The 22,738-nt window shown below is 48.2% G+C and carries 18 protein-coding genes and 1 pseudogene; 15 read left to right on the plus strand and 4 right to left on the minus strand.

Annotated elements, in window-relative coordinates:
- Positions 1–81: 81 nt before the first annotated feature.
- From MJO52_RS20400 to MJO52_RS20430, 9 genes and pseudogenes are all read left to right on the plus strand, one after another.
- Complete coding sequence (locus tag MJO52_RS20400) at positions 82–1,773, plus strand: type I restriction-modification system subunit M (protein ID WP_252083783.1); 1,692 nt, start codon at positions 82–84, stop codon at positions 1,771–1,773.
- Positions 1,766–3,253 (plus strand): restriction endonuclease subunit S, encoded by a 1,488-nt coding sequence (locus MJO52_RS20405; protein WP_252083784.1) that lies wholly within the window; start codon positions 1,766–1,768, stop codon positions 3,251–3,253. Before MJO52_RS20400 ends, MJO52_RS20405 begins: the two co-directional genes overlap by 8 nt.
- Before the next feature lies 1 nt (position 3,254).
- On the plus strand, positions 3,255–4,301 hold the full coding sequence (locus tag MJO52_RS20410; RefSeq protein WP_252083785.1) for an SIR2 family protein: 1,047 nt from the start codon (positions 3,255–3,257) through the stop codon (positions 4,299–4,301).
- Complete coding sequence (locus MJO52_RS20415; RefSeq protein ID WP_252083786.1) at positions 4,298–7,459, plus strand: type I restriction endonuclease subunit R; 3,162 nt, start codon at positions 4,298–4,300, stop codon at positions 7,457–7,459. Before MJO52_RS20410 ends, MJO52_RS20415 begins: the two co-directional genes overlap by 4 nt.
- Positions 7,460–7,832: 373 nt before the next feature.
- Entirely contained in the window at positions 7,833–8,258 is a 426-nt protein-coding gene (locus MJO52_RS20420; protein WP_252083787.1) for an acyl-CoA thioesterase, read from the plus strand.
- Between the two features lie 332 nt (positions 8,259–8,590).
- Positions 8,591–8,683 (plus strand): annotated as a pseudogene (locus MJO52_RS21545) (hypothetical protein); the annotation flags it as partial.
- Positions 8,684–8,703: 20 nt separating this feature from the next.
- Positions 8,704–9,273: a DUF1963 domain-containing protein gene (locus tag MJO52_RS21550; RefSeq protein ID WP_353505494.1), complete on the plus strand. Its 570-nt coding sequence runs from the start codon at positions 8,704–8,706 to the stop codon at positions 9,271–9,273.
- 469 nt (positions 9,274–9,742) lie between these two features.
- Positions 9,743–10,609 (plus strand): PhnD/SsuA/transferrin family substrate-binding protein, encoded by an 867-nt coding sequence (locus tag MJO52_RS20425; protein WP_252083788.1) that lies wholly within the window; start codon positions 9,743–9,745, stop codon positions 10,607–10,609.
- 41 nt (positions 10,610–10,650) lie between these two features.
- Entirely contained in the window at positions 10,651–11,133 is a 483-nt protein-coding gene (locus tag MJO52_RS20430; RefSeq protein ID WP_252083789.1) for a low molecular weight protein-tyrosine-phosphatase, read from the plus strand.
- Positions 11,134–11,420: 287 nt separating this feature from the next.
- On the opposite strand, the gene MJO52_RS20435 is transcribed toward MJO52_RS20430, so the two are convergent.
- The gene (locus tag MJO52_RS20435; protein ID WP_252083790.1) at positions 11,421–12,758 is read right to left on the minus strand and encodes a dicarboxylate/amino acid:cation symporter; all 1,338 of its coding nucleotides are present in this window, start codon (positions 12,756–12,758) and stop codon (positions 11,421–11,423) included.
- 289 nt (positions 12,759–13,047) lie between these two features.
- Positions 13,048–14,064, minus strand: a complete 1,017-nt coding sequence (locus MJO52_RS20440) for a LysR family transcriptional regulator (protein ID WP_252083791.1) — start codon at positions 14,062–14,064, stop codon at positions 13,048–13,050.
- A 16-nt stretch (positions 14,065–14,080) separates the two neighbouring features.
- Here MJO52_RS20440 and MJO52_RS20445 point away from each other — a divergent pair, with 16 nt between their 5' ends.
- From MJO52_RS20445 to MJO52_RS20465, 5 genes are all read left to right on the plus strand, one after another.
- Complete coding sequence (locus MJO52_RS20445) at positions 14,081–15,007, plus strand: CmcJ/NvfI family oxidoreductase (protein ID WP_252083792.1); 927 nt, start codon at positions 14,081–14,083, stop codon at positions 15,005–15,007.
- A gap of 27 nt (positions 15,008–15,034) precedes the next feature.
- Positions 15,035–16,363 carry an aldehyde dehydrogenase family protein gene (locus MJO52_RS20450; RefSeq protein ID WP_252083793.1) on the plus strand — a complete coding sequence of 443 codons (1,329 nt, stop codon included), beginning with the start codon at positions 15,035–15,037 and terminating at the stop codon, positions 16,361–16,363.
- A gap of 63 nt (positions 16,364–16,426) precedes the next feature.
- A complete protein-coding gene (locus MJO52_RS20455; RefSeq protein ID WP_252083794.1) occupies positions 16,427–17,221 on the plus strand; it encodes a prolyl hydroxylase family protein in 795 nt (264 codons plus the stop codon).
- 228 nt (positions 17,222–17,449) lie between these two features.
- A complete protein-coding gene (locus MJO52_RS20460) occupies positions 17,450–18,082 on the plus strand; it encodes a DUF6058 family natural product biosynthesis protein (RefSeq protein WP_252083795.1) in 633 nt (210 codons plus the stop codon).
- 186 nt (positions 18,083–18,268) lie between these two features.
- Entirely contained in the window at positions 18,269–19,771 is a 1,503-nt protein-coding gene (locus MJO52_RS20465) for a tetratricopeptide repeat protein (protein ID WP_252083796.1), read from the plus strand.
- Between the two features lie 80 nt (positions 19,772–19,851).
- Here MJO52_RS20465 and map read toward each other — a convergent pair whose 3' ends face one another.
- Together map and MJO52_RS20475 are read right to left on the minus strand one after the other, a co-directional pair.
- On the minus strand, positions 19,852–20,628 hold the full coding sequence (map, locus tag MJO52_RS20470) for a type I methionyl aminopeptidase (RefSeq protein ID WP_252083797.1): 777 nt from the start codon (positions 20,626–20,628) through the stop codon (positions 19,852–19,854).
- The gene (locus MJO52_RS20475) at positions 20,621–20,827 is read right to left on the minus strand and encodes a ParD-like family protein (RefSeq protein ID WP_152455728.1); all 207 of its coding nucleotides are present in this window, start codon (positions 20,825–20,827) and stop codon (positions 20,621–20,623) included. Before MJO52_RS20475 ends, map begins: the two co-directional genes overlap by 8 nt.
- Before the next feature lie 154 nt (positions 20,828–20,981).
- Here MJO52_RS20475 and MJO52_RS20480 point away from each other — a divergent pair, with 154 nt between their 5' ends.
- The gene (locus MJO52_RS20480; protein WP_252083801.1) at positions 20,982–22,685 is read left to right on the plus strand and encodes a phytoene desaturase family protein; all 1,704 of its coding nucleotides are present in this window, start codon (positions 20,982–20,984) and stop codon (positions 22,683–22,685) included.
- Positions 22,686–22,738: the final 53 nt, after the last annotated feature.

Below are 22,738 nucleotides of genomic sequence, written 5' to 3' on the forward strand. Positions count from 1 at the left end.
TCTAAACCTGCCCCATCAGCCGATGCAAGCACTGAAGAACACATCGAACAACCACAAGATTTAACCAATAGTCGTAACTCCATGACCAACAGCGAAGAACAACAGTTTCTCAACGACCTCGAGAAAAAACTCTGGAATGCCGCCGACAAGCTGCGCTCCACCCTGGATGCCGCCCAATACAAGCACACCGTACTGGGCCTGATCTTCCTCAAATATGTCTCCGATGCCTTCGATATCCGCCGCGATGAACTCAGGCAGCAGCTCACCGATGCCGACCACGACTACTTCCTCGACCCCGAGGACTTTGGCGGTGCCGACAGTGAAGACTACGCAGCAGAAATCGATATCGAACTGGAAGTGCGCGACTACTACCTGGAAACCAATACCTTCTGGGTGCCGCAGCAGGCCCGCTGGCAGTTTCTGCAAGACAACAACAAGGCCGTAATCGGCGGTGCCGAACTCAGCTTCCAGGACGAGCGCGGCGAGGACAAAACCCTCAAAATCAGTTCCGTCGGCCACCTGATCGATAACGCCCTGGAAGCCATCGAAGCCGACAACCCCAAGCTTAAAGGGGTGCTCAACAAGCGCTACACCCAGCTGCAAATCGACCAGTCCAAACTGGGTGAGCTGATCGACCTGATCGCCACGGTGCCGTTCAACCACGCCAGCCTCAACAGCAAAGATATCCTCGGCCACGTCTACGAATATATGCTCGGCCAGTTCGCCTTGGCCGAGGGCAAGAAGGGTGGCCAGTTCTATACGCCCAAGTCTATCGTTAGCCTGATCGTGCAAATGCTCGAACCCTTCAGGGGCCGCGTGTACGACCCGGCCATGGGCTCCGGCGGCTTCTTTGTGCAGTCCGAGCACTTTATTACCGAGCATCGTGGCAAGATTGGCGAAGTCTCCATTTACGGCCAGGAATACAACCACACCACCTGGCAGTTGGCCGCGATGAATATGGCCATTCGCGGTATCGACTTTAACTTTGGTAAAGAGCCGGCCAACACCTACATCAACGACCAGCACCCGGACCTGCGCGCCGACTTCGTTATGGCCAACCCGCCGTTCAATATGAAGGAGTGGGATACCGGCGTGGCCGACGATGACAAGCGCTGGCAATACGGCAGGCCGCCGTCTGGCAATGCCAACTTCGCCTGGCTGCAACATATGCTCTACCACCTGGCCCCCAACGGCAGTATGGGCTTGCTGTTGGCCAACGGCTCCATGAGTTCCAACACCAATAACGAAGGGGAAATCCGCAAGCGCCTGATTGAGGCCGACCTGGTGGAGTGTATGGTGGCCCTGCCCGGCCAGCTGTTTACCAATACCCAGATCCCCGCCTGTATCTGGTTCCTGAGCAAAAACAAAGGGGCGCGCACCTCCGTTGCCGGCCGAAAGCTGCGCGATCGCCAAGGCGAAGTACTGTTTATCGACGCCCGCAACCTGGGTTATATGAAAGACCGGGTACTGCGGGATTTTACCCAGGAAGATTTAAACCAAGTTACCGAGACCTACCACAACTGGCAGACCGGCGAAAACTACGAAGACGTACCGGGCTTTGTTAAAGCCGCCAAGTTGGAAGAGCTGCAAAAGCACGATTTTGTACTGACTCCGGGCCGCTATGTGGGCGCCGCTGCGGAAGAAGACGATGGCGAACCCTTTGCCGAGAAAATGGCCCGTTTAACCGGCCAGTTAAAAACGCAGTTTGCAGAATCGGATCGTTTAGAAGCGGAGATTAAAAAGAATTTGGCGGGGTTGGGTTTCGATGTCTGATTGGCAAGATGTAGCGTTAACTGATATCTACGACATTAGTTCTGGCTTATCAAAGCCAGCAGGCTCCTTTGGCTCAGGCTATCCGTTTCTTAGTTTTAAGGAAGTATTTGGAAATTATTTCTTACCTGATGAACTAGAGCAGTTAGTTGAGTCCTCCGAAAAAGAGCGAGCAAAAGGGTCTATTAAACGGGGAGATGTATTCTTAACAAGAACCAGTGAAACAATGCATGAACTGGGAATGAGTAGCGTCGCTCTCAAAGACTACCCAGAGGCAACTTTCAATGGTTTTACAAAGAGACTAAGACCTAAAGTAGACTCTCAATACGAAGTGCACCCTGAATTCATGGGCTATTGCTTACGTAGTTCTAGTTTTAGGACAGGGATGTTGGCGTTCTCTACGATGTCGACACGTGCAAGCTTAAATAACGATATGATTAGCCGGCTCGTAATTCAGTTGCCGCCAATTGATACTCAAAAACATATAGCCAGAGTATTAAAGGCGTTGGATGACAAAGCAACAGTCAACCGCCAAACCAACCAAACGCTGGAACAGATCGCCCAAACATTGTTTAAAAGCTGGTTTGTCGATTTCGAACCCACCCACGCCAAAATCGCCGCGAATCAGGCCGCTCAGCTGCGCCAGCAAGGCCAAAGCGACAGCGAGATTCTAAGCAAAATCCAGCAAGACCCACGCTGGACCAGCGCTCAGGCCGCCATCATCGCCCAAGGCAACCCCGAACAAGCCGCCATCGCCGCCCTTAACGGGGGCCAAGCCTGCGATACCCTAAGCGAAGCGCAGCAAACCCAACTTAAAACCACCGCTGCTTTGTTTCCGGATACGCTGATGGATTCGGAGTTGGGTGAGATTCCAGAAGATTGGGTATATAAAGATGCTTTGAATGTCGCGAATGTTGCAATTGGAAAAACGCCACCTAGAAAAGAAAGCCAGTGGTTTTCTAAGTGCAACGATGACATAAAATGGGTATCGATTAAGGATATGGGAGAGTCTGGAGTATATATCCAGAAAACAAATGAATTTCTAACACCAGAAGCGGTAGAGAAATTTAAGGTACGGCGCATTCCTGATAACACTTGCTTGCTTAGTTTTAAAATGACTGTTGGCAGGGTATCAATAACAGATGGAGAAATGCTATCAAATGAAGCTATTGCTCATTTTAAACTAGACGAGCCATTCACGGTGTCTACAAATTATTTGTATCTTTATCTAAAAAACTTTGATTTCCAAGGGCTGGGGAGCACCTCATCAATAGCAACGGCTGTAAATTCTAAAATGATAAAAAGCATGCCTATTCTAGTCCCAAACAGTGAGACATTAAATGCGTTCAACGAACTTACTTCACCAATATTTTCAACAATTAGAACGCTGACATCAGAAACAAACTCTCTTGAGGATATTAGAGACAATTTGCTACCAAAATTATTAAGTGATGAACTAATGCTCGACAGGGTTGCCGTTTGACATGGAGTATTTGAAGGAACAATTTAATATCGAACTACAGACTGAGTCAAACACATACATTGATGAAGGACGAATACATATACGAGAGATGCATTGGTCTCCAGATGAAATGTTAGGTCTTATCGATGAAAATGTATATGATCAAATTCTTAACGAATGGTTCGACGAACGGAAGCAAAACTACCTGCAAATAGCTGATGAAATTTTAGAAAAATATGACAATCGAGACAGATATGAAAGTTTAAAAGAGACATTTCAGGAGGGAGTTGTGATTCCCTTTATTGGTGCTGGAATGTCCATATCGAGCAACTATCCTGGCTGGAAGGATTATCTTAGGAAGGTTTGCTCTGAAACCAGGGTAGACTTAAGCCAGCTAAATAAACTAATGGCTACCGGCAAATATGAAGAAGCTGCACAATTGTTATTTGATGATATGGGTGCAGCTTCATTTAATGAACATCTTAAAATTACATTTAGTCGAAAAAGAGAGATTAAAGGCCCCGTTAATTATTTGCCAAAAATATTTAATTCTGGAGTAATAACAACAAACTTTGATTCTTTATTGGAAAGGACATATGCAGATCAGGGATTAAAGTTTGAAGAGATAATGTTGGGGAACTCGGCTTCAGAGTTTCCTCGGTTAGCGGCTACAGGCAAACCATTTTTGTTGAAGTTACATGGTCATGCTAATAGACAAAGAGATAGAGTTCTTACCTTTGCTGAATATGAGGCTGCCTATTCAGAAAAAGCAGTGTTGAGAACACTTGTATCTCATACTTTTTTTGCCAAGACAATGTTATTCATGGGATGTAGTTTATCCTCTGATCGGACATTAAAGTTAATGGCTGATTATGTAGAAGAATTTGGCCATGAAAATTTACCGCAACATTATGCTATTGTAAATTTACATGAAAGTGAGGACAGGATTGCTAGAAGAGAACAGCTCGTTGCAGCAAATATCTTTCCTATATGGTATGAAAGCTCCGATCATGATGAGGCCATCGAGGCACTGCTACTTGATTTAGTCGATGGAAATATAAAAATATGATCACGGAAGACCAACTAGAACAACTCTGCCTAGAATGGTTTAACACTCTAGGCTACAACTATACCTGCGGCTACGATATCGCCCCCGACGGCGATACCCCGGAGCGCAGCGACTACCGCCAGATTATCCTGCACAAGCGCCTGCTAAGCAGCCTGGAAGTTATCAACCCCCAGGTGCCGCTATCCACCCTTGAGCGAGTCACCCAGCAGATCGCCACACCCGAAACACCCATCCTGATCAAAAACAATAAACAGTTTCACCAGTGGTTGCAGGAAGGGGTCAAGGTCGAGTTTAAGGATAACAACGGCGAAGTAGTAACCGACTATGTAAAGCTGGTGGACTTCGCCAATACCAAGCGCAACGAATTTTTGGTCGTCAACCAATACACCATCACCGGCACCAAGGGAAGTCGCCGCCCGGACATTATCGTATTTATCAATGGCTTGCCGCTGGCGGTGATTGAGCTGAAAAACCCCGCCGACAACAGCGCTGATATCTGGTCAGCCTACCAGCAGCTGCAAACCTACAAAGAAGAAATCCCCGACCTGTTTATTTTTAACCAGGCGCTGGTCATCAGCGATGGCCTCAATGCCCGCGTCGGCTCCCTCACCGCCAGCAAAGAGCGCTTTTTGCCCTGGCGGGTGGTCAATAACGAGCACGACAAACCGCACTTTGAGTATTTCTTAGAAACCCTGGTAAAAGGCTTCTTTAAGCCCGAACTGTTGTTGGACTATATCCGCCACTTTGTTCTGTTTGAGCAGGACGGCGATCAAATCGTTAAAAAGATCGCCGGTTATCACCAGTTCCACGCGGTGCGCCAAGCGGTGAAAGCGACCGTGGTTGCCGCCGAGCAATCCAGCGCGGTGACCGAACCCCGAGCGAATTATGCCGATAAAGTAGAACCCGGTTCCGGCAAGGCCGGGGTGGTTTGGCACACCCAGGGCTCCGGCAAGTCCATCTCCATGGTGTGTTACGCCAGCAAGTTGCTGGCACAGCCCGCCATGAATAATCCCACTATCGTAGTTGTCACCGACCGCAATGATCTGGATGGCCAGCTGTATAACACCTTCTGTATGGCCGCCGATGCCCTCAAACAGACCCCGGTACAGGCCGGCGACAGAGACGAGCTGCGCCAGATAGTCGCCGCGCGCCAGTCCGGCGGTATCGTGTTTACCACGGTGCAAAAATTTGCCCTACTCGGCGAGGAAACCAGCCACCCGGTGTTGAGCCGCCGCCACAATATCGTCGTGGTCAGCGATGAGGCCCACCGCAGCCATTATGGCGACAAGGCCAGGTTCAACACCCAAAAGGGCACTTACGCCTTCGGCTATTCCAAGCATATGCGCGATGCCTTGCCGGCGGCCTCGTTTATCGGCTTTACCGGTACCCCGGTCGACTCGGCCGATAAAGATACACGCAGGGTATTTGGTGAGTATGTCTCCATCTACGATATTCAGGATGCGGTAGACGATGGCGCCACGGTGCCCATCTACTATGAATCGCGCCTGGCCAAGCTGGATATCCACGCGGCCGATATCGAGGCGCTGAACGAGGATGTTGAAGAGGTTATTGAGGACGAAGAAGATGTGGCCGAGCGGGAGAAAACCAAATCCCACTGGGCCACGCTGGAAAAACTCGTCGGCAGCCAGCCCCGGGTGGAGCAGGTGGCCAAAGATTTAATCCAGCATTTCGACAGCCGCACCGCCTCCATGCCCGGCAAGGCCATGATCGTGGCTATGAGCCGCGAGATCTGTGTTGACCTCTACGATGCCATCGTCGCTATCAAGCCGGAGTGGCACCACCCAGACACCGACAAGGGCGCGATCAAAATTGTGATGACCGGTTCGGCATCGGACAAAGCCAAGTTGCAGCCGCATATCTACAACAAAGAAACCAAGAAAGCGTTTGAAAAGCGCTTTAAGGATGTGAACGATCCGTTACAGCTGGTGATCGTGCGGGATATGTGGCTCACCGGCTTCGATGCCCCCATTTGCCACACCATGTATATCGACAAGCCCATGAAGGGCCACAACCTGATGCAGGCTATTGCGCGGGTTAACCGGGTGTTTAAAGACAAGCCCGGCGGCTTGGTGGTGGACTACATCGGCATTGCCAACGAGTTAAAGCAGGCACTTAAGACCTATACCGGTTCTAACGGTAAGGGCAAACCCACCCACGACGCCCATGAAGCCTACGCCATTCTGCTGGAAAAGCTCGGCGTACTGCACGATATGATGCACGGCTTTGATTACAGCCAGTACGAGACCCAGGCCCTGCAACTGTTGCCAGGCGCCATGAACCATATCCTCAGCCTGAAAAACCCCGGCAGCGGCGAGCTGGATGGTAAACGGCGCTTTCTCGATGTGATGGCTGCGCTCAGCAAGGCCTACACCCTGTGCAGCACCCTGGAGGACGCCGCGCCCTACAAGAAAGAGATCGCCTTCTGGGGCGCGGTGAAAAACGCCATCACCAAGTTCACCGCCATCGACAAGCGCCGCACCGATGAGGAAAAGAACTCCGCACTCAAGCAGATTATCGACAACGCCATTGTCACCGACGGTGTGGATGATATCTTCAGCATGGTGGGCCTGGACCGCCCGAATATCGGCTTGCTGTCTCCTGAATTTATGGAAGACGTCGCCAATCTGAAAGAAAAAAACCTGGCCGTTGAGCTGCTCGAACGGCTACTGCGCGACGAAGTAAAAGCGCGCATGAAAACCGATGTGGTGTCAGAGAAAAAATACTCCGACCGCATTATGGAAGCCCTGCGCAAATACCACAATCGCGCCATTGAAACCGCTCAGGTGATTGAAGAACTGATCCAGATGGCCAAGGACATGGCCGACGATGCACAGATGGCGGAAAACTCCGGCCTCAATACCGACGAAATCGCCTTCTACCGCGCCTTAATCCAAAACCAGTCGGCGGTAAAAGAACTGGGCGATAACAATCTTCGCGAACTCGCCAAATACGTCACCCAGCAGCTGCGCAAATCCACCACCGTGGACTGGCAGGTGCGCGACAGCGTGCGCGCCAAACTGCGCAACCTGGTGCGCCGCGCACTGCGCAAATGGAAATACCCACCGGATGGGGCGGATGAGGCGGTGCAACTGTGCTTAAAACAGGCGGAGACATTGAGTCATAGCTGGAGTGCTTAGGTGTTATAGGAAGCCTCTGGCTTACAGAGCGGTCACAACCATGGCGCGGTTGAAATGCAGGGTGGCAGAACGGAATGATCTCGTTCACCACCTTCTGACTGATTTCGACTGAACATCTCCTGAAAGCTATGCAACTCTGGGCGAGATGTTGGACTGGCAACCTATTTAAGATAGATTTAATCCAGAGATCCCTAGCAATTTATGAATATAAATTCCGATCAAACTTCTGTTAATGAGTAAGAAATAGAAAGTTAATATTGACGTTTTATTGCAGCCTTGCATGCCCCTTACAATATAAAATATAAACCTACTCATAGCTCCGTCAGCCCATTACAATTAACCGCTTTACTGTTTTGATTTAAGTGTAATAACAATGAGCGAAGCCCCCCGCAACCTTCTATATCAGGAAACCTTAGCTGTACGCTGGGGTGATATGGACGCCTTTGGCCATATTAACAACGCCACCTATTTCACCTACTTTGAGCAGTGTCGCTGTAGCTGGCTAGCCTCGATATATAGCTCGGGTGCTCTTAGCAGTAATCAAGGGGATGGTCCTGTATTACTCAATGCTTCAGCCAATTTTCATTTACCGTTGGTATTTCCAGCCAACATTACGATTAGTATGTATGGCGGTAATCCAGGGCGTAGTAGCTTTAATAGCTATTACGAGATCAGAGATGCGGATAACACCGATAAACTCTACACCACCGGTGAAGCTAAGATTGTTTGGGTAGACCAGCAGGCTGGAAAATCCATGCCAGTACCTGATGATATACGGGCCTTATTGCCCACCGCTTAAATTGGATTTCGTCATAAGACTAAGAAGGCAGAAGGAAAGAATAGGCTGCTCTCGGGAAAAATCAGGCGCGGATGCCGAGTTCAAACTTGCAGAGATCTAATCACAACGCATCTCGAATCAGTATGTTCTTTCCTTTCAATACACAAGTGTTAATTAATAGTAAATAAGAACACTGATTGTAAGTACATAGTTTACCTCTCTGTCACAAAATTAAAGGGATGTTGTAATGATTGAAGATGTGAAAAAGCCTTTGGCATGAATGCTTACGCTTATTTGGCTCCCCCACTGAGACAAACAGCTTTTTAGGCGGATTTCCCATTGTTTGTCAGTAAATTAAGTGGCCAGGAAATAATGATCAACCTTTAAGCTTTATCGCCCAGCTGGATTTATCTGAAATTAATGCCGACCAGTGTATTGACTGGCTACCTAAACAGGGGCGACTATTATTTTTTATGACCTTGAAGAGTGTCCTTGGGGCTTTGCCCAAAAAGATAAGGACGGATGGGCCGTTATCTATGAAAATGGTAGCGATGAACCCTTTGAACAACCGTTACCCCTCAATATAGATCCCGAATCTGTTGCTTCAGAAATCAAATATTTAAGGCCTTCTACGTTTACCAGCTACCCCGACTTAGATCGTCTAGATATTTCTTACACAGAGCTATCGGATGAAGATCACTGCGATTATTATGAATTTATCGCGAATAATTATGGGGATGATCCTTACCATCAAGTGGGAGGTTACCCAAAGCCCGTGCAGAATGACTGCATGGAGGAGGAATGTCCGCTGGTTAGCGGTGGCGTCTATTGCGGTGAACCTGAAAGCTTTACCTCAGAAAAAGCAAAACAACTAAGGGACCAGCTAAATGACTGGAAATTACTTCTACAGTTTGATTCCGACGATGATGTTAAGGTTATGTGGGGACATTGTGGCAGGCTCTATATCTGGGTTAAGGAAAGTGACGCAAAGCAATGTAACTTTAATAACTCGTGGATGATTATGCAGTGCAGCTAAATTAAATATCATAAAAATACTAGAACAAATAACTCTTCAAGAATCACACTAAAGCTAACTTATAGCTGACTATAAAAACCGTAGCACACTCAATATATGCAATCTCACGACAATACAGACATAAAACTATCTATTGATTTTGTTTACCTCAATATAGAGCAAGACATAATTTTAAGTAAATGTTTAAATGTCATAGGAGTATAGGAGAGCCATAGAGACTGTTCATCCAAATCTCTTGCAACAATAGACTTACCTATTCTCTGATAGATAAATCATATATAAATATTTACAACTCAAACTACTCACTCACCACAAAATCCACTCCGATTAAAAGAGTCTATTCTTAAAAAAGGTTTTTAATTATGTGTCAACTGGGGTTTTAAGCGCCAAACAAGGAAATTTATCTTATTAAAAAATTAAAAGGCAACACCTATTTGTAGTAGGTATATAGAGCTCAAAGTGGCCCTACATGACTATTTTAAATCTGACTTACTATAATGATTTTTATCAGGGTTCCTCCCCATCAAAAATACGCACAACCATTAATTTATTTTCAAAAAAATTAGCTGTCTGGCTGTCAGAAAATTCAACCGGAACAGTTCTTATTAATGTAAGGGATGGCATGACTGTCCTAGAGCAATATGATGACATGTGTAATGATCACTCTCAAATTGCCCTAATGAAGCCTGTAGAATATATTTTTGCCCATAAAAAAAACAACCATATAATACCTGCCTGTGCTGCATACCGTTCAGCAAATGGCAAAAAAGACACCTATTATTTTTCGCAGATTTATGTCAACAAGGAATCCGGCATCAAGTCCCTCTCTGACTTAAAGAAAAATCCAGGAAAATTCAGGATTGCTTATGGAAATAGATTTTCCACATCCAGCTTCTTAATCCCTGCAGCTCATTTAAAAAGACTTAATATTCATCCATTTCTGCATTTCAAAAAGTCAATTTTCGCCGGGTGCCAAAATTTGGCGGCAAAAGCAGTATACTTAGGAGAGGCCGATATAGGTACCGGCCATGAAGCAGTAATCAAATCACTGGGTGAAACGTACGCCGATGCAGAAGACAAGTTAGTTCAATTGCATAGAGAGAAAATCTATACTGACCCATTAGTTATAAATAAAATTCCCTTGCCAGAGAGCATCTCTTTTAACCTGATACAAAAAGGGCTTATCGAAGTTGTCAAAGATCCTGAAATTAGAAAGTCTTTAAGCATTTTTTGGAGGGGCATGCAAGGGCTTAGCCCTGTCTCTCACCATAGTTATCAAACCGTTGAATCGGCAATAAATGATATGCACTTAAAAGAAAATGACATTCTGTATTAGAGACCCTGCAAAACTACAGGTTAATTTAAAAAGGATTTAACTTGAATATCAAACCTCGCTATTCGATATTGTTTGTCTGCTTAGGTAATATCTGTCGATCTCCTCTTGCCGAGTCAGTCTTTCGCACCAAAGCACAACTCGCAGGATTTTCTTTTTTGGTAGATTCTGCAGGAATTATTAATCAACATGTTGGCGAAAGGCCCGACCAGCGAGCGTTGAAACTAGGTGAGGATAACGGCTATTCATTCAGAAATTTCCATGCAAGGCAGGTCCGAGAGGGAGACTTTTCTAGGTTTGATTATATATTGGCAATGGACAATGAGACGCTAAAATCACTTAAATCTCTTTCTCCAATCCAATATCAATCAAAACTGTATCTATTCTTAGACTTTGCTGGAGACACAACAAAAAAAAACATACCAGACCCCTATTTTGGGGGCTTAAGTGACTTTAAAAAAACATTAAGCGCTATTGAACAGGGAGTAGACTTACTTATTGAAAAATTAAAAGAAGAAAATAATTAAACACAACGTTGAAAAACTCATACCTTATATAAAACAATCAACCCCCTAAAAATAAAAAAGGTTTTCTGCTTAACAAGTGATTTGTTTCCTTTAATTAAAACACATCCAATAAAGTGAGCAATTAATTCATTTTCCCAAGGGCTCATAAAGCTATTCTTAAAAAGTATTGATGACTTTTTGGCTAAGCATAAAAAAGAATCAAATATTTTGCTTATATTTTAAGCAGCTCAATGCAATAGATCACTGCATAACATTCCAGGAATTCTCCCCACATATATTGTCATAATTCAGGCCACCTGAGTGGTCACTTCCTCCAGGTTATCGCTCCCCAGTAACTTATCCATCACCAGACAAGCAGTCAGGTCGCCTGTGACATTTACTGCGGTTCGACACATATCCAGAATCCTATCTACACCAATAATCAAGGCAATGCCCTCAGGAGGAACACCAATACCAGCAAGAATTGTCGCGAGAATAACGATACCCACGCCCGGCGTACTGGGCGAGCCGATGGAGGCCCCCACAGTTGTTAACGTCAACCCAACCAGTTGGGCGGTACTGAGATCAATTCCATAAACCTGAGTTAGGAATACAGCCGCTATCACCTGATAGAGCGCGGTGCCGTCCATATTCACCGTAGCGCCAAGGGGCACAATAAATTTGGCTATGGAAGGTTTCACTCCCAGGGAAGTCTCGGCAGTGCGCATTGAAAGCGGCATAACGGCCGCGGAGCTGGAAGTGGAAAAGGCCAGTAGCTGAACGCCGCTGATGCGCTGCAGGAAGCTCAAAGGCCGCATTGGCGTGGCCAGTGCGACAATCAACAGGTAGAACAGCAGTAGGATTAGTAGCCCCAGAATAACCGTGCCTACATAGACAGACATCCCCACTATCGCCGTTAAGCCCACGCGAATGGCGATATCTGCCAATAATCCGAATACCGCCAGCGGCGCGAACAGCATGGCCCAACCGACTATTTTCAAGGCGATTTCCTGCACTATGCCGAAGGCATAGACTGCAGTTTCACGCTGCTTTTGCGGCAGCAACATCACTGCCACTCCGGTGAAAATCGCGTAAACCACCAGCTGCAGCATATTGCGCATGGCGATGCTCTGATTCAGGTTGGCCGGAATCAGTTCGGCAATTCGCTCCGGTAGCGGCTTGGATTCCAGCATCTGTGGTGGTGGGCTGCCGGGTAATTCAGTAGCTGCCGTGAGCAGGGCCTCATCGATATAGTTACCCGGTTGAATAAATTGGGCCAGGACTATGCCGATAACCACCGCTACTGTGGTGGTGGCAATAAAATAGGGCGCTATACGCAGGCCAACCCGCTTGAGCTGGGATACATTTCCACTGCCACAGAGCCCGAGGATAATGGAGGAGACCACCAGTGGAATCACCACCATTTGGATCATATTCAGGAATAGGGCACCGGGCAGCTTGAACCAGCTGGCCAATATTACGCTGAGATTCTCATCGACCAGCCCAGCCCCTTCCGGCGACAGCAGCAGCCCAATACCGAGCCCCAGCACCATAGCCAACAGGATTTGCATCCACAGGCGCGTGCGCATCAACAGGCCCAGGGATTCCACCATCCTGAACAGGTAAACATTGGAACCATAATTCATACGAGAATTACCAGATTCAAATTCATTAACTCGGCACCCAAAAGGAAAGCCACCAGTATCCTGCAACTCTAGAGCAAAACTCTTTAGTCAGATCAAGTGAGGGCGATCACGCAATCCCAGGCAATGATTGGTAAGAGTGGTTGCAGAAAGATGACACCGTGAGTCCCTAGTGAAAAAGGGCAAGGGGTAGATCGTTCACCACTCTAAAAATACTACGGCCTGTTTACCCACATTCAACACCAATGCTTTATCTAATAGCGAGGCCGCTAAAGAATACTCTTGCGCGTTTTTACTGATGATCCGTCGCTGGAGCAAATTGCTGCGCCAATAACTCCCTGATCCATTTATGCAGCGGATCCTGCCCGCTGCGACTGTGCCAGGCGGCGATCACATCGAAACCGGGGGGCTGGTCGGCAATCGGCAGGGTACTCAGGCGCTCATCGGGCAACAGGCGCGACGGCAGGAAAGCCACGGTATTGGTGGAGGCAATACATTCGGCTGCAGCGGCAAAAGAGGGAACCGACAACACCACATTGCGCTGCAGGCCAAACTCCTCGAACCAGGTATCGGCCATGCCACGCAGTTCTCCGCGGGAGGGAGACACCACCAATTGCGGTAGCGCCGCCAACTGTGCCAATGCCAGGGTTTCCCCTGTTAACTGGCCGGGTATTTTTGCATGGCGGCAGCACACGCAAACATAGTGCTCTCGATATAGCAGCATTGTCGGGCAGTTGTCCGGCACAAAACCGGGTGTACTGAAGACCAAATCTACCTCACCGGTTTGCAGCTGCTGCGCCATGCGGTCGATTTCCAGCTTGAGTACAACCACTTTGAGGCCCGGGGCCTGTTCACGCAGTTTTTTCAGCAGCCCCGGCAATACCACTCGCTGTTCAAAGTCGGTGGCACTGATAGTAAAAATACCGGTGTACTCGGCCGGCAGAAATTCGTGCCCACGCAACAGTGAGGCGATTTCGTTTAACACGCTATCGATCCTCGGTGCCAGCCGTTCTGCCAGGGGAGTGGCTACCACTCCATTGCTGGTCCGAATAAATAAGCGGTCACCAAAGATCTCCCGCAGTCGCTTGAGCTGTTCACTCACGGTCTGCTGAGTCACACCGAGCTGGTCGGCCACCCGGGATAAATTTAACTCCCGCAGAATTGCCTGCAGCAACCGCAGTTGCTTTAGTTCAAGCCGGTCCAGGCGATCGTCTCTGTTGCCCCTAGTCAAACCTGTATCACTCACAATCGTTACTTGATTTTCATTGTATCTGCTCCAGCCTAGCATTGCCGATACATAGACCTTCATGAGTGAGGAACCCACTATGCCAGGCGCGACTCTGCAATCATCGACACCGGGCTTAATGCGGGCAAGTATCAACTACGCAGACCCCAGCGCAGAGCTGGTCTACGACCAACGCCATACAGGCCCCGGCCCCGCTAGCCTGATCGATCAGGTAATCCCCCACCTGGTGACAGTTCATGACGGCAGGCAACTGCAGGCTGCGGGGGAGACCTTCCGTTTGGACGAACAGGGGTTTGAGCTGGTAGTGCCCAGCCTCGGTATCGACCTGCACCAGCTGGATGACACTTTAAAAGCGCTGGATAGCAACAAGCCTTCAGCCAATAGCACAGTGCTTTCGCCAGAATCCCGAGACACCTTGATCCGTACTCAGTGGTATCCGGCGATTGAGCGATGGCTGGCTGCTTATTTGGGGGCGGACCAGGTTGTGACCTTCGATCACACGCTGCGCGCTCAGACTAAAGCAGACGCCATCGCTGAGCAGAGCCGCAGTCGCCGCGCCCCGGTAAAAATCGCGCACAACGATTACACGCCCTGGTCTGCCCAGCGCCAGCTCAAGCAGACGCTACCGGAATACGGCTTAAATCCGGACGATTTTCCCCGGTTTAAGTTTGTGAACTTGTGGCTGCCGCTGCTGCATCGGGTTGAAGAGTCCCCCCTGGCTATGGCGGATCTGCGCAGCGTGGAAGCAGCGGATTTCCACAAAATGCGCCTGATTTATCCAGAGCGGGAGGGGCAGATTTCTGTCATCAGCTCCAACCCTCAACACCGCTGGGTTTGGTTTAGTGGTATGCGCCCCGGCGAAGGGTTGCTACTGCGGGTTTTTGATAGCGAACACAGCGATGTGATTACCGGCAGTCCCCATAGCGCCTTCGACTTACCGGAAAGCGAAAATGCTCCCCGGCGTACCAGCCTGGAAATTCGCACTATCGCGTTGTTTAAACATTAATTAAATTGAAATATCGATCAAAACCCCATGAATAAAACCCTGAACTCAACAGATCCTTTAAATAACGAAGTTATCGGTAGCGTCGCTATTTGTTATGAAGACGATTTAAAAGGATTGCTGCAGCAGGCAAAGCAGGCACAGGTTGAGTGGGGCAAAAAATCCATTCAGCAGCGTGTACAGCTTGTACAACAAGCCTATAAGCAGCTTGAACCCATACAGGCGAAATTGGCAAAACTGATCAGCCGTGAGATGGGCAAAGATGCGCGGCGGGCCAGCTACGAGGCGGGTGGTGCCATCCACAGTGGCCCCTGGTTGGCCGGAGATTCCGGTGAGGCCCTGCGCAGCCAGCGCCAGGGTAATAGTGAAATTCAATATCGTCCGTTGGGCGTGGTCGCGGTTATTTCCCCCTGGAATTACCCTCTGGCGATGGCCAATAACCTGATCGTACCGGCACTGATTGCCGGCAACAGCGTGATTTTAAAACCCTCCGAAGAAACCCCTCTGGTTGCAGACCTACTGGTAAAAACTCTGAACCAATCGCTGCCCAGCGGAGTATTACAGATTGCCCATGGAGATGGAAAAACCGGAGAAGCCCTGGTCAAAGCGGACATCAATATGGTTGCTTTCACCGGCTCCCGTGCAACCGGCCAGGCCATCATGGCCAATGCCGCTCCCAAGTTAAAGCGCCTGATCATGGAATTGGGCGGCAATGATCCCATGCTGGTTTTGGCCAGCGCCGATATTCACCGCGCCGCACAATTCGCCGTGGCTTCCAGCTTTGAAAATGCCGGACAAATGTGCACTTCAACTGAACGTGTTTATGTAGACGAGCGTATCGCGGACCCGTTTGAACAAGCGGTGGTTGCCATTGCAAAAAATTATCGCACCGGTGGTTGGCCAGAAGGGGATGTCGATATAGGGCCATTGGTCAATCCCCGTCAGCATCAAAAAGTGGTTCGGCATATTCATGACGCCATAGAGAAGGGCGCAACGCTTTTGCTGGGAGAAAAATCCCCCGAGCTTCCTTTTATTCCTCCCACGGTCATCAGTGGTATCAAACCGGGTATGCAACTTGAGGACGAGGAAACTTTTGGCCCGGTAGTCGCAATAGACCGGTTCAGCACCATTGAAGAGGGGATTCACAGAGCCAACGACTCTGTATACGGCTTGGGCGCCGTGGTATTTGGCAAAGCAGATGTCCAGGAAGTCGCGAATCAACTACAGGCGGGCATGATTGGTATTAACCAGGGGGCCGGTGGAACACCATGGGTAGGTGCCAAACAGAGTGGTTTTGGCTACCACGGCGGGGCTGAGGGACACCGACAATTTGCCCAGCTCACCCTTATTAATCATTAATTAAAAAACTCGAGTGCAGATATTTTGGACGAAGTCATTATGCCAAGTTCTCAAGACATTGCGATGAACCCATCAACTGAGGCCAACAACAGCCTTGAGCAGGATTTCTTTATTATCGCCAGGGAACCCGGTGCGGAGCATCCTGCTCTGCCCACCTGGGCCGCACGACTGGCAAACCCAGCCTCACTAAAGGGTAACGCCCCGTCTTTGGTTCAGCGCAGAGAAATTGCCGAGGTGCCCGGCGCTTTTCAATTACTCAATGTATTTTCCAGTGAGGAATGCCAGCGCCTCATCGATATCACTGAAAATATCGGTTATCTGCCAGATGCCGCCGTTTCTTTGCCCAGGGAGGTACGCCATAACGACAGCCTTACCTGGGTAGTAGATGAAACTACCGAACGGCTAATCTGGCAGCGGTGCAGCGCTTTTATGCAGGACCCCAATGGCTACTTTGAAGGGCGGGAGCCAGTGGGACTCAATCAGCGTTTTCGCTTTTATCGTTATGGCGAAGGTGATTACTTTCAATTTCACACCGATGGAGCCTGGCCGGGCAGCCGAATCATAGATGGCCAGTTGGTCGCTAATGGTTTTCCAGACCGTTTTAGCGAAATGACTTTTCTAGTTTTACTCAGTGAAGATTTTGACGGCGGCGCCACACGTTTTCGTGTCAATGCAGATAACCCCTACCAACAGCCCAGCCGGCACTCCATGATGGATATTGATGTAAAAACCCCCGCTGGATCCGTACTGTGTTTCCCCCATGGTATGCACCCCTTGCATAGGATCCACAGCTCAACGGCAATTACTCGTGGAATAAAATATATTATTCGTACAGATATATTATTTCTTCAGGATTGATTAACAAGGTTAACAATTTTATTTAAAAAATCTTAATAAAGCATTCAGTCGCAGGGAAGCGGCTCGAACTTTAATAACAATAAATCGCTACTTAGAGCTTCCCTAAATTCGCTACATATAATCTATAGCCCGACTTATATACTACGCCCTCCATCGAAGTGTTGCCGTAAGGTTTATGTCAAGCTGCACTGCCAATCTGATCGCAACGGCACATTCGGGTGTGTACTTATGGAATTAATAGAATATTTACAGAGTCACTTTTATAGTAAAGAGGAGCTGCTATCGCTAAGCAGTTTAAGGCAGGAAGAGTTTGTAAGCTACCAGAATGCCCTTGTGATGCCTAAAGCTTCCTACACGATGGTGCTGGGCCTGCAATGCCATTCATTCTTCGGCACCCATAATGAATCCCATAACCGAGAGTTCTACGCCAAAGGTTATGTATCCTGGTTAAAAGACCTTCGGCTACAAAATAATCCAAAACAGATTTTTGATTTATTTAAAACAAGATACACGGATACAATCTATCAGTTAAAGTCTATTGGCCATAGTTGTTCTGACATAAAAATGAACAAGGGGCTTACCACACATATCGAAAGCGAATGGAAACACTTTATCGATGGTACTTATGGGCTATGCACCAAAAGCGGACTCCCCGAGGATATAGCCCGTAAAGAGCTGGCCTCTATAGTGATCAAGGAGTTAACAAAAGAGGGGAATCTCAGCAGAATAGGCCTACAAAAATTACAGAGGGCTGTTGACCTGCTAGAGAGCGCCAGCAGCCTTTTCGCACCCCATGAGCGGCATAAGAGTTCGAGGCAAATACTGATTCATGATATTCGTCAACAATTTAATCTCAGATAAAGACACTGTAAAAGCCAACGTCAAAAACTGAGAAACATATTGTCGCCACAAGCCAAGAAAAGCAGGGTAGACTACACCTATACCAAATGGCCATATGATTTGGCATGTACTAAACGTATATGCCCCTATAAAATCCCGCCCCTTTAATTGGCTCAAGCCTCTCCGCACTTTTATTAGAGATATTCCATGAAAAGCAGAGTTTACTGCCTTATATCCTTTCTATTGCTATCCGTCTTAACGGTATCAGCCTACGCAAGAGATTGGCGGGAATATAAAAGCACTAACTTTACCGTCTACTCCGATGTTTCATCGAAAAAAACTGAGGCCTTATTGCGCGAGCTGGAAAAATTTCGCAGCGCCTCACTTATGGTAACAGGCATGGAAGATCGTCCTGAAAACTCTAGGCTTAGGGTCTATCACTTTAATAAGTCTAGAGAATTTGAAAAATTCTCCGGAAAAAGAAGTATCGCAGGCTTCTACATCAATACCATCGATGGCCCCTTAATTTTTTCCCAGGAAAACAAACGTGGCATATTGAACGGCCAAGCAATCATGTTTCATGAATATGTTCACCATCTTATGCGTGAGCGCGGTTCCATGCGTTACCCCAGGTGGTATTCAGAGGGTTTCGCAGAATTATTAGCCAGTGCGACTATTGATCAGGATTCCATCACCATCGGCAACGTTCCGGAGTGGAGAGCTTACTCTCTGGAAGAAGGCACTTTGAAAGCCAGGGAAATTCTCCAACCAAACTACAACAGGAAAGGTTGGAAACATGCTAACCAGTATTACGCCAGTGCATGGTTATTATTACATTATTTATTTTTTAGCGAAGATGCCAGAAAAAATGCATATCATGAAAAAACCAAAAATTACCTGGCAGATATCAATAATGGAGGAGATCCACTAGATCTCTTTACACAACATTATGATATCCGAGAGGAAGATTTAGATATCGCATTAACTCGCCACCTAAAAGAACGGCGTCTGTCGGGCTACAAGGTTAATCTAACCAAAAACGTCTTTAAAATCGAAAAGCGCAAACTGAACCATAATGAAAAATCCCTATTATTGGCGGAGCGAGCGGTTGACCTTGAAAGATATGATCAGGCGTTAAGCTATCTGAATAAAGTAAAAAAAGATGCTGCCAAGTTACCAGGAGTTATCGCTCTGAAAGCGAATCTATTAATGCACAATCAGCAGGAGACTGCGGCACAGGCTTTACTTCAGGAATTATCAGAAATATCTGATTTGAATCATACAGCGGCAACGAATCTATCTGTTTACCATTTATATAGCTTACATGATACGCTTGAATCCCGGCAATGGGATGAGGGGAGCTATACCAAAACGGTGCATTATGCAGATATGGCTATAGCGCTAAATCCGGCTTCCCTATCGGCTTACCAGTACAAATGGATGGCTCAGCAGTACAAAGGCGAAAGTGTTGCCGCACTGAAAACCATGATGGCAGCCTATCAGAAGAATCCAAATAGTATTGAAATAAATAGCGCTATTGGCTTTCACCTCGCAAAACTTAAAAAGCCAAAGCTTGCAAAACCATTTCTGGAGAAAACTCTGGCCTGGTCCCACAATCACAAGGTTCGATCACGCGCTAAAAAATTGCTCGATTGGGTAGCAAAGGAAACTTCCACTGACAGTGGAGTGAGTTCAGAACAGATATCCTGAGTCCGAGCGCTAGATCAAGCGCATAGCACGTAGAGAATTACTTTCTACGTGCTATGAAAGCGAAGAAATTAGCCTCTCCTCTAACTCTTCTTTTCCTCTTCCCGCAAAGTCAGCACTTCATATCCATTCGCCGTAACCAGCACTGTGTGCTCCCACTGCGCGGAGAGCCTGCCATCTTTGGTCACCACGGTCCAACCATCTTTTTTGAGTTTGGTTTTGCGATTACCCTGATTGATCATGGGCTCAATCGTAAATGTCATTCCCTCGCGTAAAACAGCTCCGCTGCCCGCTCGGCCAAAGTGCATTACCTGGGGTTCTTCATGCATTTCACGGCCAATACCATGGCCACAGTATTCACGCACCACACTGAACCCGCGCTTTTCAACATACTGTTGAATCGTATGGCCCACATCACCAAAAGTCGCGCCGGGTTTTACGGTGTGAATACCGGCCCACATGGCATCGTAGCAACACTGCACCAGTTTTTTGGCAATGGGAGTCACATTACCGATCATATACATCTTGCTGGAATCGGCGATATAACCGGACTTTTCCAGGGTTATATCCACGTTGACGATATCGCCATCGCGCAACACCTGCCCCTCCCGTGGCATGCCGTGGCAAACCACCTCATTAATCGAAGTATTGAGAGAGTAGGGATAGTCGTATTGCCCTTTGCTGGCTGGGCGCGCCTGCAACTCCCGGGTAATAAACGTTTCCACCCGGTCGTTAATTTCCATGGTAGTAATACCCGGCTTCACAATACCATCGAGCATGGCGAACACCCGGCTCAATAATTCACCGGAGTTACGCATCAACGTCTGTTCCCTGGCGGTCTTTATTTTTATGTTATTCACGAGTGAGCTCTTCCAGAGTAAATGATTCGGTGCGCAGTAGTTTCTTGCACAACTGGCTGTAACTGAGTTCTGGATTTAGCTCGGCCAGCATACCGATCTTTATCCAGTACTCGGCCTGGGCGTTGATGGAACGCGCCAGCGTTGTGCTCGCTTTACGGATTTCATCGTGTAGTTCATCCGAGATCTTGACGATACCCATTTTATACACCGTATATATCATTCATATACAAAGTGTATATCTCTTTTCATTGAAAGTACAAGCCAACCAGCAAGATCAAAAATATGCAACTTGTTGCATAGTCAATATTTGAGCGATATGGTTGAGAGATAAAAATAAAAGTGATGAGGCCACCATGTCCGAAACTACTGAAAAGAAACGCAGCGCCCCCAAGCCCAGCCGCCTGCGTATTGGCCAGCGTTACCGTGCCAGTCGCTTGAACGGCCCCTACGATGCCCTGGTAATCGGCTCTGGAATCGGCGGCCTGACTACCGCCGCTATGCTGAGTGCCACCGGTAAGAAGGTACTGGTCCTGGAACAGCACTACACCGCCGGCGGCTATACCCATGCCTACGATCGCAATGGTTATGAGTGGGATGTCGGTGTGCACTACATCGGCGATGTGGGCGAGCACCCAACCATGACCCGCAGGATTTTTGACTTTATCAGCAGGGGTAAGTTGCATTGGGCGCCGATGGACGACACCTACGACCGCATTTGTATCGGTAAAGAGCAGTTTGACCTGCGCGCCGGTCGCCAAACGTTTATCGATGAACTGGTTAAACATTTTCCCGACGAGCGGGAGAATATCGAACGCTATCTGGGCCGCCTCAACGAGGTGGCCAAATCCATGCAACGCATAGCGATGGAGAAGCTGTTTCCCGGCTGGTGCGGTCCATTCCTGAGACTGTGGCGCAAGCTGCGCGATCCTTCCTGGCTGAACAAAACCACCCGCGAAGTGTTGGCTGAAATCACCAGTAACGAGAAGCTGATCTCCGTACTCACCGGCCAGTGGGGCGACAACGGCATGGCGCCGGCACAGAGCAGTTTTATTATTCACGCCCTGATTGCCAAACATTATTTGTATGGCGGTTACTACCCTGTGGGCGGTGCCAGCAAGATTTCCGAGACCATTATTCCGCAAATTCAGGCCAGTGGCGGCGATGTATTTACCTATGCCAAGGTAGAAACCATTCTATTAAATGGCAATAAGGTTCGCGGCCTGCGCATGAGCGATGGCACCGAAATCGAGGCGCCCTTGGTGATTTCCGGAGCCGGTGTATTTAATACTTTCGAAAAATTACTGCCCCAGAGTGCCAGTGAGCGCCTCGGCTACCTGCGCGACCTGAAAACCGTCACTCCATCTATGTCTCACCTGTGCCTGTATATCGGCCTGGAAAAGACCGCCGAAGAACTACAACTACCGAAAACCAATTACTGGCTCTATACCAGTGAGAACTACGAGGAGGATATGCAGGCCTTCCTGCAGGATAGCGACAAAGATATTCCGCTAGCCTATATCTCTTTCCCCTCGGCCAAGGACCCCACCTTTACCCAGCGCTATCCTGGGCGCGCCACTATCGAAATCGTTGCACCAGCCAATTACGATTGGTTCGCCCAGTGGCATGACAAACCCTGGGGCAAGCGCGGTGATGACTATGAAGCCCTGAAAGAGGCCTTCAGCCAGCGTTTATTGGAGCACCTTTACAAGCATTTCCCCCATCTGCGCGGGCAAATCGATTACTACGAATTGTCCACACCCCTGTCGACAGATTATTTCTGCTTCTATCCTCGCGGTGAAATTTATGGCCTCGACCACGATCCCAAACGTTTTGAGCAGCGTTGGCTGAGACCCAAGACTCGACTCAGTGGACTCTATCTCACCGGCCAGGATGTGATGAGTTGCGGCGTGGCCGGGGCAATGATCTCGGGGGTATTAACCGCTCAAAGTATTCTCGGCTTGCGCCAGGGGGCGAAGTTGATGCGCCAGGTTATTAGTGGGCAGCCTTTTCAAACACCGGCAAATAACGGTGAGGCGCTAGGCAAAGCATCCACCTGATTTGTCGGCAATAACGCTCATTCGGCAACTGTAATAATAAAAACCCGGCGATC

The organism is Microbulbifer variabilis (assembly GCF_023716485.1).
Taxonomy (GTDB): domain Bacteria; phylum Pseudomonadota; class Gammaproteobacteria; order Pseudomonadales; family Cellvibrionaceae; genus Microbulbifer; species Microbulbifer variabilis_B.